Origin of the sequence: Paenibacillus sp. FSL R10-2748, assembly GCF_038005565.1 — a bacterium.
Lineage (GTDB): Bacteria > Bacillota > Bacilli > Paenibacillales > Paenibacillaceae > Paenibacillus > Paenibacillus polymyxa_B.
The window spans coordinates 456,561-469,007 of sequence record NZ_JBBOTK010000002.1; the positions used below are offsets into that span (position 1 = coordinate 456,561).

General features: G+C 46.6%; 13 protein-coding genes and 1 other annotated feature. Of the genes, 3 read left to right on the forward strand and 10 right to left on the reverse strand.

All coding sequences use genetic code 11. From position 1 onward, the window contains the following. Positions 1-125 precede the first annotated feature (125 nt). Entirely contained in the window at positions 126-503 is a 378-nt protein-coding gene (locus NSS66_RS08650) for a hypothetical protein (protein WP_023989191.1), read from the reverse strand. A 94-nt stretch (positions 504-597) separates the two neighbouring features. Between NSS66_RS08650 and NSS66_RS08655 the strand changes: the two genes are divergently transcribed. After that, entirely contained in the window at positions 598-1,530 is a 933-nt protein-coding gene (locus tag NSS66_RS08655; RefSeq protein WP_053325677.1) for a polysaccharide deacetylase family protein, read from the forward strand. Between the two features lie 140 nt (positions 1,531-1,670). Here NSS66_RS08655 and NSS66_RS08660 read toward each other — a convergent pair whose 3' ends face one another. Continuing rightward, a complete protein-coding gene (locus NSS66_RS08660) occupies positions 1,671-2,012 on the reverse strand; it encodes a hypothetical protein (RefSeq protein WP_023989193.1) in 342 nt (113 codons plus the stop codon). After that, the gene (locus NSS66_RS08665; RefSeq protein WP_025723057.1) at positions 2,009-2,596 is read right to left on the reverse strand and encodes a type II CAAX endopeptidase family protein; all 588 of its coding nucleotides are present in this window, start codon (positions 2,594-2,596) and stop codon (positions 2,009-2,011) included. The genes NSS66_RS08660 and NSS66_RS08665 overlap by 4 nt, the downstream gene beginning before the upstream one ends. A 185-nt stretch (positions 2,597-2,781) precedes the next feature. Next, positions 2,782-3,031, forward strand: a binding site (T-box leader). A 261-nt stretch (positions 3,032-3,292) separates the two neighbouring features. Between NSS66_RS08665 and serA the strand changes: the two genes are divergently transcribed. Beyond that, a complete protein-coding gene (gene serA / locus NSS66_RS08670; protein WP_340958774.1) occupies positions 3,293-4,885 on the forward strand; it encodes a phosphoglycerate dehydrogenase in 1,593 nt (530 codons plus the stop codon). Positions 4,886-5,100: 215 nt separating this feature from the next. Here the strand turns inward: serA and NSS66_RS08675 are convergent, their stop codons facing one another. From NSS66_RS08675 to NSS66_RS08700, 6 genes are all read right to left on the reverse strand, one after another. After that, entirely contained in the window at positions 5,101-6,543 is a 1,443-nt protein-coding gene (locus NSS66_RS08675) for an ATP-binding protein (protein ID WP_023989196.1), read from the reverse strand. A 1-nt stretch (position 6,544) separates the two neighbouring features. Beyond that, entirely contained in the window at positions 6,545-7,261 is a 717-nt protein-coding gene (locus tag NSS66_RS08680; protein ID WP_013310758.1) for a response regulator transcription factor, read from the reverse strand. A 109-nt stretch (positions 7,262-7,370) separates the two neighbouring features. Then, positions 7,371-8,129: a pseudouridine synthase gene (locus tag NSS66_RS08685; RefSeq protein WP_013310759.1), complete on the reverse strand. Its 759-nt coding sequence runs from the start codon at positions 8,127-8,129 to the stop codon at positions 7,371-7,373. Between the two features lie 78 nt (positions 8,130-8,207). Then, on the reverse strand, positions 8,208-8,738 hold the full coding sequence (locus NSS66_RS08690; RefSeq protein ID WP_023989198.1) for a spore maturation protein: 531 nt from the start codon (positions 8,736-8,738) through the stop codon (positions 8,208-8,210). 7 nt (positions 8,739-8,745) lie between these two features. Beyond that, complete coding sequence (locus tag NSS66_RS08695; protein ID WP_340958775.1) at positions 8,746-9,489, reverse strand: nucleoside recognition domain-containing protein; 744 nt, start codon at positions 9,487-9,489, stop codon at positions 8,746-8,748. 57 nt (positions 9,490-9,546) lie between these two features. After that, positions 9,547-10,809, reverse strand: a complete 1,263-nt coding sequence (locus NSS66_RS08700; protein ID WP_340958777.1) for a D-alanyl-D-alanine carboxypeptidase family protein — start codon at positions 10,807-10,809, stop codon at positions 9,547-9,549. A gap of 208 nt (positions 10,810-11,017) precedes the next feature. On the opposite strand from NSS66_RS08700, the gene NSS66_RS08705 reads away from it, so the two are divergent. Then, positions 11,018-11,740 (forward strand): protein-glutamine gamma-glutamyltransferase, encoded by a 723-nt coding sequence (locus NSS66_RS08705; RefSeq protein WP_053325680.1) that lies wholly within the window; start codon positions 11,018-11,020, stop codon positions 11,738-11,740. A 91-nt stretch (positions 11,741-11,831) separates the two neighbouring features. On the opposite strand, the gene ytfJ is transcribed toward NSS66_RS08705, so the two are convergent. Further along, complete coding sequence (gene ytfJ, locus NSS66_RS08710) at positions 11,832-12,323, reverse strand: GerW family sporulation protein (protein WP_023989202.1); 492 nt, start codon at positions 12,321-12,323, stop codon at positions 11,832-11,834. Positions 12,324-12,447 lie beyond the last annotated feature (124 nt).

Here is a 12,447-nt window from a genome sequence, read left to right on the forward strand (position 1 = left end):
GGTTCTATGTAATCATGTTATCATTTTATAATCGTAAATGCACGCAATAAAAAGATAAAAAAAAGAATCATTTGAACGGCTTTTACAAAAAAGCCGCAAAATGATTCGGAATAAAGGTTTCTGGGTTACAATCCCGGTACGGCTGTATGAGTTTCTTTCAAAATTTGCTCGACCTCACGTTTAACATCGGGACTTGTGCTGATGAAGTCTTTAATCAACTTCATATTCTCTTCTTTGTTCTTGGCAGTATGGGCGTTATGAGCGGTTTTATCTGTTTGTAAATGATGGTCTTGATCCTTATGGGTGTCTTCTTTATTGAGCGTTATCTCGCCCATTCCGGGGAATGCCGCGTCCATCATTTTAGTACGGGCTTTCTGCACTAAATTGCCGCCTTTTTTTCCACCCATGTCCATAGATAAGCCCAACATGTTGCGGTTGCGGGAGATCAAAGAGCTTGCGACAGCGCCCAAGACGATTCCCAGGAAAAATGAAGATGTTTTCACAATTAGAACCTCCCTTTGTGGTAGAATCAAGCATAGTGTTCGTCAGTAGTGACAAACTCATACGGTATAAAATACAGGAAGGTGAGATGAAATAATGGGTACAAAAACAGCAGCCATTTTGTTCACCGCATGTCTGCTGCTTAGTGCTTGCACTGCAACCAAGCCGGAATCTGCGGCAACAAGCAACCAGCAGGATTCGGCAGCGTCTGACTCAAGTAACAGCGCTAAAGATCAGAGCAACGTCTCTTCCCCAAAAAGCAGCAGTAAGCAAGCAGGCAGTGATGATCATAACTCAGCGGGTAAAACCAATGCACAAAATGATAAAACCAGCGAAAGCAACGAAACAGGAGCTGCGACATCTGCAACATCTGCAACTACCAATAACAAAATGTATCACTTGGATAAAGCCTACAATGTAATCCCTAACCAACAAGGTACCGAAAAAAAAGTCGTGTTACTGACCTTTGATGATGGTCCTAAGGAAGCAGCCATGATTAACAAAATCATAGATGTACTGGACAAACACAAAGCGAAAGCAATTTTCTTCGTAAACGGTTACCGTGTAAAAGAGCATCCTGAGTTGCTCAAGCTTATCCATGACCGTGGGCAGCCCATCGGCAACCATAGCTGGGATCACATCGTGCTGAAGAATAAATCTGAGCCCGAGGTCAAAAAACAGATTGAAACAGTACAAAAAGCTGTTAAGGACATTACAGGACAAGCCCCAGTATTCTTCCGTCCCCCTCATGGTGCAGGCGGAGACGTAGGTCGCAAGGTCGCTAAGGAAAACGGTCTCCTATACATGACATGGTCCGTCGGTTCTCTGGACTGGACAATGAAAAAGAATCAGCCTAATAAAACGGAGGCACTCCTCAAAAACGTAACAGAACAACTTCATCCAGGCAGCAATATTTTGATGCATGAACTGCCATGGACAGCTGAGGCGCTGGACAGTATATTGACGCGTCTTGAGCAAAAGGGTTACCAATTTGTCGATCCGCAAGGCATTGAGGTTCCTGCCAGCTAATAGACACTTGCGTATACTCCGGATTAACTATAGAAGATGCAATAAAGGCCTCCATTCTCCGCTATTCATGCGGAGATGGAGGCCTTTACCGTATCATTACGCGCCTTGACCTAAGCACAGACGTCCATAATAACTTTATATTACCAAAGCATTTCACTGATGGGTGGTGCACCCTTGATGCCCCACCACAGTAACGCTGCAGTAATCAGCACAAAAAGAGTGCTCAAAAAATTTAAAAACCACTTACTTACCCGAATACGGCGGGAAGGAAACATTTCCGCCCGCGTTCGATACTCACTGGCAGGAGTGTCATTCTCCATCGTCACAGCAACTTCTGGTGCAGCGGCAACGTGAGCCAATTCTGGCACGGGCCGTGAAGCACGGGAGCGAACTGGTTTAGATTTTGACCTGTCCTCCTCCTTGCCTTTGCGACCATTTCGACGGCTACCATAGGTCTGCACTCTGCTAAGTTCCTGATTCATTCTTCATACCTCCGAAAACGTAACGCTAAACCAGATATAAGGTCAATCACAAAATGACAAATGATCGGTGCCCACAGACTACCGGTCTGCACATATATGTAGCCCAATCCATAACTGCTAAGAAAAACCCAGCCAGTGGGAATCCAATGCCGTAAATATCGGATATGAATCACCGCAAACAAAATGCTTGTCCAATAAGGACCAAAGCTGTACTGAATCGCACCTCTGAACAAGAGTTCCTCACAGATGGAGACGATAGCTGCTATACAAATAATATGCCAAACCGGACGATTTTGAAACAGCATTTGGTTAATACCACCGTCATCCATAGCATCCTCAGGCATAATCCGGGATAGCAACAGATCCACAAGTAACATAGCGGCGGCCAAGCCCAATCCCCACCATAAAACGTGCAGAGTGTTCGGCAATGCAAATAGTTCTAACACATTTCTTTTCTGAAAAATAATCCAGATTGCGCCAATCAGCAGGGTCAGCCCCTGAGTTAGATACAAATTGTAAAGCAGCAAGCGGTCATTCAATTCATGAATTTGCGCTCTTTTCCATTTCACTTTAAGCTTTTTCATAGTTAGTTAGTCCTCTGCATAGTCTTCTTTAGCATCATAGCCAAAAAGTCGGACGGATTCAAGAAGACTTAAATCTTAATTTTCCGCATTCTGTAGCTATATATCTAGCCGGCTATCCACACATGTCGCATGTCCTATTGACATGCCCATGTAAGCCATGATACATTATGAAAAAATTATTAGCGACAACAACAATGATGGAGAAAAGGTATTGATTTCGTCCTCAGAGAACCGGTGCTTGGGTGGAAGCCGGTGACGAAGTAACTACTTTCAGCGCTCCTGAGTTATTGCACCGAGGTCTGGGGAATATTTCCCGGCATTAGATGCAATCGGCAGAAAACCGTTATCCTTTCGGTCATTTTATGACCGCTGAAGGCAGTCCATTGCGAAATGGCTGCGAATTAGGGTGGTACCACGATAACTCTCGTCCCTTACTATGGAGATAGTATGTGATTCGGGAGTTTTTTTGATGCCCGAAAACCGCAAAGTGTCTCCGCATAAGACTTTTGGTCGTTAGTTTGGTGCATAATGCTATTCCATCCCTTTTCTGCGTCAATGCGTTATCACACTAGTATTTCACACCGCTCTCCTGTACTTTTAGAAGCATTTCAAGTTTTTTCATGTTCTTTATGGAATGTATTTCAGTTTGAAGTACATCCTGTCCATAAAAGAAGTTAACTTTGAGGAGGAAACCAAATGTTTAAAGTGTTAGTATCCGATCCGATCAGTGACCTGGGCATCCAGCAACTGATGGATGCAGACGATGTCACAGTGGACAAGAACACAGGTCTCAGCGAGGATGAATTGGTTCAAATTATTGGTGACTATGACGCGTTACTCGTTCGAAGCCAGACTCGGGTAACCGAACGCATCATGACGTCAGGTAAGAACCTCAAGGTTGTAGGGCGAGCTGGGGTCGGAGTGGACAACATCGACCTTGAAGCAGCAACACAGCGCGGGATTATCGTTATTAACGCTCCTGACGGCAACACGATTACGACATGTGAGCACACTTTTGCGATGATGATGGCTCTAGCACGTCATATTCCACAGGCGTATGCCAAAACCATTGGCGGTACATGGGATCGTAAAACATTCCTCGGTGTCGAACTGCGTAACAAAACACTTGGAGTCCTCGGCATGGGACGTATCGGCAGTGAGGTGGCTAAACGTGCCAAAGCATTTGGCATGAGCATCCTCGGCTATGATCCATTTCTAACGGAAGAACGCGCTGAGAAGCTGGGCATTAAGCTGGCGAGCGTGGACGAAATTATCCGCAACGCAGATTTTATGACCGTACACACACCATTAACACCAGAAACGAAACATATGATTGCTCGTCCACAGTTTGAAGTGATGAAAAAAGGAATGCGCATCATCAACTGTGCCCGGGGCGGAGTTATCGATGAAATGGCTCTTGTTGAAGCCATTGATGAAGGTATCGTTGCCGGTGCAGCCTTTGACGTATTCGAATCAGAGCCGCCAGCACAGGATCACCCATTCCTGAGTCATCCGAAAATTATCGTCACACCACATCTGGGTGCCTCAACTGTCGAAGCTCAGGAGAATGTAGCTATCGATGTGTCCGAGCAAGTGCTGCATATTTTGCGTGATGAGCCTTTTAAAAATGCGGTCAACATGCCTCCAGTACCATCCAACGTCATGACGCAATTGCAGCCATATTTCTCGCTTGGAGAGAAGCTGGGCAGCTTTGCCGCTCAGATCACGAATCAGGCTGTACGTGAAATTCAGGTAGATTACGCTGGTGATTTGTCCTCTGTGGATACACAGCCGCTGACACGTTATATTTTGAAAGGTGTACTTAGCCGTCATCTGGGCAGCGATGTGAACATTGTAAACTCTGTACATCTGGCCAAAACACGTGACATCCATCTTGTCGTGTCTCAGGCGCCCGCCACCAAGGGATTTACCAACCTGATTACCGTTACACTCAAAACCCAGAGCGGCGAAGAGCAACGTGTATCTGGCACCCTGCTGGCAGGCTATGGCGAACGTATTGTTCGGTTGAACCAGTTCCCAGTAGATGTGGCACCGGAAGCTCATTTCCTGCTCATCTCCCACAATGATAAACCAGGCATTATCGGTCGTGTCGGCACCTTGCTTGGGGAGAACGGCGTCAATATCGCTTCCATGCAAGTAGGGCGTAAAATTGTCGGCGGAGAAGCCATCATGATCTTGACCGTCGATAAAGCCGTGCCTAAAGATGTGCTGGTTCAACTCGTTGGTTTGCCAGAACTAAATACTGCCCAAGAAGTAGTGCTAGATTAGTTCCAGACAGTATTGAGAAGTCCAAGGTTTATAATAAAGAGAGGCGCCTGGCTACCCAGGCGTCTTTTTCTTATACCGTTATCTATCATGAGAGCAATTATCTTGAAACAGGATGTTCCACGTTGAACAAGATAAATGTTGATTTTTCAACAAAAAGCACCCTCTTCCGAGGATGCCTGCAAACCGGGGTATATCAGTTGGGGCTTATAAGCCTGTTACAGACCCAGCTTTGTTTTGTTGGAGATCGGCAGCAAAATAGTAAATTCCGTCCCTTCCCCCAATGCGCTGGCAGCAGAGACAGAGCCTCCGTGAGCCTCTACAATATTCTTGACAATAGCAAGCCCCAAACCAGTCCCTTTATCCTCACCACGTACTCTGGCCTTATCTGCCTTGTAGAAGCGGTCGAAAATATAAGGTAGATCCTCGCTGGCAATGCCTACACCTTCATCCTTAATCCGAATACGGATTAACTCATGCCGTTCTCCCAAAATTCGATCCGCCGCAATAGTAACCTTTTTCCCGCCGGGTGTATGTCTGAATGCATTATCCAGCAAATTGGTCAATACCTGCTCCAGTCGGTCTTCATCTGCCTCAGGCAGCAGCAAACGTTGGCCTTGCTCATGGTAATCGAGTGTCAGTCCCTGTTCCTTCGAACGTACCGTAAATTTACGATGAACACGCTCGATCAGCTCATTCACATCCACTTCCTGTCGGTGCATGTCTGTATGACCAGCCTCCATTCGGGCCAGATCAAGCAGATCTTTGACTAATCTTCCCATGCGTAATGATTCATCATGGATGACCTGTACCAGCTCCTCGGATTCTTCAGGTGAACCCGCCATACCATCCAGCAACGCCTCGCTGTAGCCCTGCATCATAGATAAAGGTGTACGGATTTCATGAGAGACGTTGGCCACAAAATCACTCCGCATCTTCTCAAGCTTCACTTCTTCCGTAATATCTCTAAGCACAGCTACTGCACCGCGGATTGCATTATCCGTATACAGAGGCGCCATCTGCACCGACCAGGAGCCCTTCTTGACATGGATATAGTCTCCGACATCCTCTCCCCTGTCCATAACGGTATGGAACAGAGACTGCAAAGGCTCAGGTACAGAAGCTCCAAACTCCTCCAGATCACGCTCCTGCCACTCCAGCTTTTTCCAGATATCCAACAGACTTTGTGCCGGCGGATTCGTCAAGATGATTTGTCCGCTTCTGTCGAAGGTGATTACTGCATCAGACATGCTTCGCAGTACACTGGATAAATGGTTTTTTTCCTCATTCAGACTGCGGATCGTTGCTTCCAGTTCCGTAGACATATGATTAAAAGTTTTCGCCAGTTCTCCAATTTCATCACTGGTCACCAGCGAAAGCCGAGTATCATACCTTCCCTCACGAATCGCATTCGCCGCCTGAATCAACAGCTGCATAGGCTGTGTGATTTTAGTAAAAAGGAATAGGGCAAAAAAGGTCGTCAATAAAAATCCGACAATGCATGTATAGGTGAACAAATGCTTGATTTCCGTCGATTCATACGCCGCAAAATTTCTGTTGATGTACGGCAATAAAAAAAGCCCTAGAAAAATAAGCACAGAGCCTACAAGACAAATGATGGTGATCCACAGCTTGCCTACCAGCGATCTCCAGAAGTTCACGTTATTTTGGAACCTCCAGCTTATAACCTACGCCCCACACGGTCGTAATCATAGCCGCTGCCTCTGGCGATACCTTATTCAGCTTTTCACGAAGCCGTTTCACATGCGTATCCACAGTGCGCAGATCACCAAAAAATTCGTAATTCCAAACGTCTTTCAGCAGTTCTTCGCGCGAGAAGACTTTATCTGGTGACACCGCCAAATAATGCAACAGCTCGTACTCTTTAGGCGTGAGACTGATTTCAATTCCACCCGCAGTTACCCGGTGCGCATCATGCTCAATGATAAGATTCGGAAAAACAATACTATTGCTTGGTACCGCCTCTTTCGTTAAAAAGGCAGTTTCCGACGAACGGCGTAAAATCGCCTTCACCCGGTAAATGACTTCTCGCGGGCTAAAGGGCTTAACCACATAATCATCGGCTCCGACTTCAAAGCCTTGTACACGGTTCACTTCCTCGCCTTTGGCAGTCAGCATAATCACAGGTGTAGCTTTGGTCTGACGCAGCCGTGTACATACCTCAATTCCATCCATCCCCGGAAGCATTACATCGAGCAAAATAATGCTGTAATCGCTTGCAGTCGCTTTTTGGAGGGCAATCTCACCATCCTCAGCTTCGTCAATTACATATCCTTCTTTTTCCAGATACATCCGCAGAAGGCGGCGAATGCGTTCTTCATCGTCTACAATTAATATGCGGTTGCTTTGTTCTGACATATTCCCAGCCCCTTCGCTAAAAAAAGCATTCTCTCTATTTTACTATTTTCCTGTGCTTGGTCAAACTTTACTCTCATCCAACAGTCTCTTTACACCAAAAAGGCCGGGGTTATGACCCCCGTCCTGTCCGTTTCTTTTTCGTGTTGTCTGATTTGGCAAGTTGAATGAGACGGTTGATTTCGTCCTTAGTTAGGGGTCTGGTCAGACCGCGCTTCAAGTTTTGTAGTAAAAGATCTCCGAAGGCAATCCGCTTGAGTCTGATGACTGGGTGTGAAATGGCCTCAAACATCCGTCTTACCTGGCGATTTCTGCCTTCATAAATGGTAATCTGGATCACAGACTCCTTACCATTCGGATCTACATCTTTATATTCTACCTCGGCTGGTGCAGTAATGCCATCTTCCAGCACGATTCCTTTTTTCAGCTTGTCCAGCTCAGTACCATGCGGAACGCCTTTGACTGTTGCCACATATGTCTTGGGCACATGATGCTTGGGATGGGTGAGCAGATTGGCGAACTCGCCATCATTGGTAAGCAACAGCAGCCCTTCGGTGTCGTAATCGAGACGTCCTACCGGATATACGCGTTCCTTAACGCCTTTCAGATAGTCTGACACGATTTTACGGCCTTCCGGATCGGAAGCACTCGTAATAACTCCTTTAGGTTTGTTCATCATCAGATAGATTTTTTTCTCGGTTTTGATCGGGCGTCCCTTTACCGTAATCATATCTTGATCAGGGTCTGCCTTCGTTCCCAGTTCAGTTACGATAACCCCGTTCACTTCCACGCTACCCGCCTGAATAAGCTCCTCACATTTACGTCTGGAAGCTACACCAGCTTGGGCCAATATTTTCTGCAATCTTTCCATGTTCGCTAATTCACCTCATGCTAATGATACCCATCCATGAGCAAAATCACAACCCCCGTTCAAAAAACGATGCAGAAATTAAAATATAAGCAGGCAAATCGCAATGGCTGCCACAAAACCAACCACATCTGAAAATAGTCCTACCTTCAAAGCATACCGTCCATTGCGGATACCTACCGCACCAAAATATACAGTTAGCACATACAGCGTCGTATCTGTGCTGCCCTGAATCGTTGAAGCGATCCGACCGATCATGGAATCCGGGCCATAGGTGCGAATTAGATCCGTCGTGAACGCAAGTGAACCTGTGCCCGTCAATGGACGAAGCAAGCCTAAAGGCAATACCTCACCGGGTACGCCCCAGTGCTTAATCCATGGCGTTACCCAGGAGATCAAATAGTCCAAAGCGCCGGATGCTCGAAAAATGCTAATCGCCACCATCATACCTACAAGATGAGGAATAATGCTGATGGCGGTAGAAAAGCCGTCTTTAGCTCCATCCACAAAAGAATCGTAGACAGGTACCTTTTTGGCATATGCATATAAAGGAATAAAAGCGAGAATAACCGGGATAGCCCAAGTTGATACGAGGTTAATAAAATAAAGCATGCCTCCCTCATCCTTTCCAAGTGGTGTCCCTGCCCTTGGCAGCCGTGATTCCCGTTCGCGGAACGGCAGGTGAAGATACGGACGACGTTGTTGAAGAGGCAGCAGATGTTGGTGCTGGTGGGGTGAGTGGCGCCAAGGATGTCTGGGACGGCGGAATCGCTGGAGGACGTCGGCGCAATTCTCGACTACGGTACCAACGGTCCGCCGCAATTGCGGCAAAGGTGGCTATTGCGGTCGCTACCAGTGTTGTACCAACGATTTCTGCCGGATGTGCGGAATGAAAATTAAGCCGTATCGCGATCAACGTCGTAGGAATAAGCGTAATACTGGCTGTATTCAGGGCGAGCAGCGTACACATGGCTGGTGTGGCGATTTGCTTATCTGGATTGAGCGTCTGCAACTCTTGCATCGCCTTGATTCCCATCGGTGTAGCTGCATTCCCCAGACCCAGCAGATTGGCGCTCATATTGGACAAAATGTAACCCATAGCGGGATGATTACGCGGAACATCAGGGAAGAGAAAGGCAACCAAAGGAGAAAGTAGCTTGGATATTTTCTGTAAGAGCCCGCCATCTTCAGCCAGCCTCATCATGCCCATCCAAAACACCAGCACACTTATCAGTCCAAAGCACACTGTAACCCCCGTAGTTGCCCCGTCAAAAGCCGCTTTCGTCACCACCTCAATATTTCCCTGCGCGGCAGCAAATACAAATCCAATACAAATCAAAGCCACCCATATGAGATGAATCATGGCTGATTCCTCCTTTACCCAATGATGTGACACGTGCAGCTCTATTTCCTGCTTGCCCTAGGCTCCAAACAAATTTTTAAGAATTTCGTTCCATCTGCTCGTCCAACCTCGTTGCTGAGTATTGTTCGCAGGATCTTGTGCAGTTGGAGCCTCCTGCTGTGGCCGTACGGTACTTTGAGCAGGCAGCTTACTCCCTTTTTCATACACAGGAACGGAACCAATAAGTTCACCATCCAATAGGAATTCGACCCGTCCTCGTAAGCCAAAAGATATGTCCGCTCTGTCTACAGAGGCGGAATTTTTATACAACACTAGTCTTTTGTGCAACTGGGTCTTCTCACTATCATGTAAAGGATATGCAAAGCTTGTACCTGTTAATAGTGGGTAACCATCGATAGGTTGCTGCTTGTCCGTAATCGGAATGAGCGGATAATATCGAAATCCGTAATCAAGCATACGGGCATGATCGTTCCAATCGTCCCCGTCATTCAAGGTAACAGCAGCGAGCTGGCGACCGTCCCGTGTGGCCGAACTGACCAGACAGCGAAACGCTTTTTTGGTAAAGCCTGTTTTCACCCCGTCAGCTCCCTCATACAGCCGCAGCATTTTGTTCTTGTTGTGCCATGAGTAGTCCCAAGAATCGTTGGGATTCGGTGCTTTTTTCAGTTCTGTTTTTACGATACGGGCAAAAGTTGGATTATGCAGCGCATAAGCAGTAAGCCGGGCCATATCATTGGCTGAGGAATAATGTCCCTCGGCATCCAGCCCGTGCGGATTAGCAAAATGTGTATGGCTTAGCCCAAGCTGAACCGCCTTTTCATTCATCAAATGGACAAATCCCTCTTCTGTCCCCCCCACATGCTCAGCAATGGCAGAAGCGGCATCATTACCAGAACGGAGCATTAAGCCGTACAGCATATTTTCCAGCGACATTTGTTCACCCATTTGCAGAAAAAGCGAGGAACCTTCTTTGGCATACGCCGTTGGACTCACCTTCACCCGGTCCTGCAAGCGTCCATGTTCAATGGCCACGATCGCTGTCATAATTTTGGTCAGGCTGGCAATACGTAGCTCCCGGTCACCCTCGGTAGAATAAATGATTCTTCCTGATGTGACATCAATTAAAGAAGCAGCCTGTGCATGGGTTCCTAATGCGGGCGGCGCTGCTTCTGTTTTTATCGCTCCCCGAACGGGCTGCGGACTTAGCAACGTAAGCGGCAATGACAAAATAAGCAGAAGTACCAGCGGCAAAACAAATGCGCGTGCCTTATTCAAGAAATGGCTGTGGTCCGCGTGGATGTGTTGCTTTTTTTTAAACATTTGGATTCCTCCGGTTTTGAGCAAGTCTTGTACCATTCTATGTCCAAGCTGTTCAAAGTATGTCCACCTTTATAACAGAAAATTCCTTTACAGGACAGCCATTAGCTGCTCCTTTTTCGCTTTCTTTCTACACAAACTAAGCAACATCCCTCCCTGAATACATATATATTAGTTACTAAACGTTAAATATGGATCGAGGGGTTATAACATGCAGCGACTACAGTTTGAAATGATTTTAAGATCACGGATTGTAGAGTCCGCAGAAGCATTACACCGTAGTGGTGTATCCTTTGCCACATTTTCTACCGCACGTTGCAACCAGCAATTTTGGGATTTAACGGAAAAAGGTGGCTTTCAGATCAAAGCAGGTGTCACACCGGCACAGGGGATCAGAGATATCTTTTTAAACGGACATCAATACGCTTTTGAATGTGCAACAGCTATGGTTATTGTGCTGTACAAAGGAGTGCTGGATTCCATTTTGGAAAGTGAGTTTAATCGGATTTTTGCAGATATGCTGCTGTATGACTGGCACTATGACAGCGACCTCAGACTCATACAGCAGCAAGGAAGTCATAAAGCGGCTCCCGGCGATATTCTGTATTTCAACAATCCGGATGTGTCGTCTGAAACATTGGAATGGAAAGGAGAAAATGTCGTTAAGCTGAAGGAAGACTTGTTTTATGGACATGGGATTGGCATCTTGCCGGCGAAGGGTATTATCGATTCCCTGAATCAACATCGTCGACCGGAAGCCACGGTATCTGCTTATTTGACGGATGAAGTGATCTATCCGGACTTCATCTACCTATCCCAGTTTGCTGCCGAAGGAAATCGAAAAAATGAAATCTCGCTGCATACTTTGTATCAACAGGAATACAGTCACCATATACATGCTGTCATTGGGGGAAGGCAGTATATTCGGGGATAGGGCCAAGTACAAGCAGAAAAGAAGGTATTCCTTAGCCTATACTCGGCTTTGGGATACCTTCCTGAGAGAACGCTTTTAATTTCAATAACTTTTACAAGTAAGCCGGGCCAGAATTACTGTGATCCGTAGCAACATCTACAGGTACCTGTGGGGGTGGAGTCTGCAAGTTGCCGCCTGCGTTCTGGAAGATAGACTGAACCTTATCAATCAGGTATGGCGTGGAGTCAATGAGCTTCTCAATCAGATGCGTTTGATTGTCCAATGGAACGATTTGTGCCCCCTGTTTGCCAACAACCAGAAAAGCAATGGGATGAATAGATACACCACCACCGCTACCGCCTCCAAAAGGATGCCCTTCCTTCCCGCTATGATTACCCGACGCCGAGGAAGTATGAAGTGCCTCTTCGTCTACGTTAAAATCACTTCCTCCGGCAGCGAAACCAAATCCTACCTTACTGATTGGCAAAATAACGGAACCATCGGGTGTTTCCACTGCGTCTCCTACAATCGTATTCACATCTACCATGGCTTTGATGTTTTCCATTGCGGTTTGCATGAGCCCTTGAATCGGGTGATCTGACATGATTTATTCCTCCTCTGCTTATCTCAAGCGTAGACTGCCTTTTCTTTCGCTATTGTGCGCAGGGGTTCAAGGAAATATGTATGTCATTCGATAGTTCAGAAAGGATTGAGTCTCACCTCACTCC

Bases quoted from the DNA above. Each gene is read 5' to 3' on its own strand.
- NSS66_RS08655 (WP_053325677.1), top strand. From the start codon at position 598: ATGGGTACAAAAACAGCAGCCATTTTGTTCACCGCATGTCTGCTGCTT.
- NSS66_RS08660 (WP_023989193.1), bottom strand. From the start codon at position 2,012: ATGAATCAGGAACTTAGCAGAGTGCAGACCTATGGTAGCCGTCGAAAT.
- NSS66_RS08665 (WP_025723057.1), bottom strand. From the start codon at position 2,596: ATGAAAAAGCTTAAAGTGAAATGGAAAAGAGCGCAAATTCATGAATTG.
- serA (WP_340958774.1), top strand. From the start codon at position 3,293: ATGTTTAAAGTGTTAGTATCCGATCCGATCAGTGACCTGGGCATCCAG.
- NSS66_RS08680 (WP_013310758.1), bottom strand. From the start codon at position 7,261: ATGTCAGAACAAAGCAACCGCATATTAATTGTAGACGATGAAGAACGC.
- NSS66_RS08685 (WP_013310759.1), bottom strand. From the start codon at position 8,129: ATGGAAAGATTGCAGAAAATATTGGCCCAAGCTGGTGTAGCTTCCAGA.
- NSS66_RS08690 (WP_023989198.1), bottom strand. From the start codon at position 8,738: ATGCTTTATTTTATTAACCTCGTATCAACTTGGGCTATCCCGGTTATT.
- NSS66_RS08695 (WP_340958775.1), bottom strand. From the start codon at position 9,489: ATGATTCATCTCATATGGGTGGCTTTGATTTGTATTGGATTTGTATTT.
- NSS66_RS08700 (WP_340958777.1), bottom strand. From the start codon at position 10,809: ATGTTTAAAAAAAAGCAACACATCCACGCGGACCACAGCCATTTCTTG.
- NSS66_RS08705 (WP_053325680.1), top strand. From the start codon at position 11,018: ATGCAGCGACTACAGTTTGAAATGATTTTAAGATCACGGATTGTAGAG.
- ytfJ (WP_023989202.1), bottom strand. From the start codon at position 12,323: ATGTCAGATCACCCGATTCAAGGGCTCATGCAAACCGCAATGGAAAAC.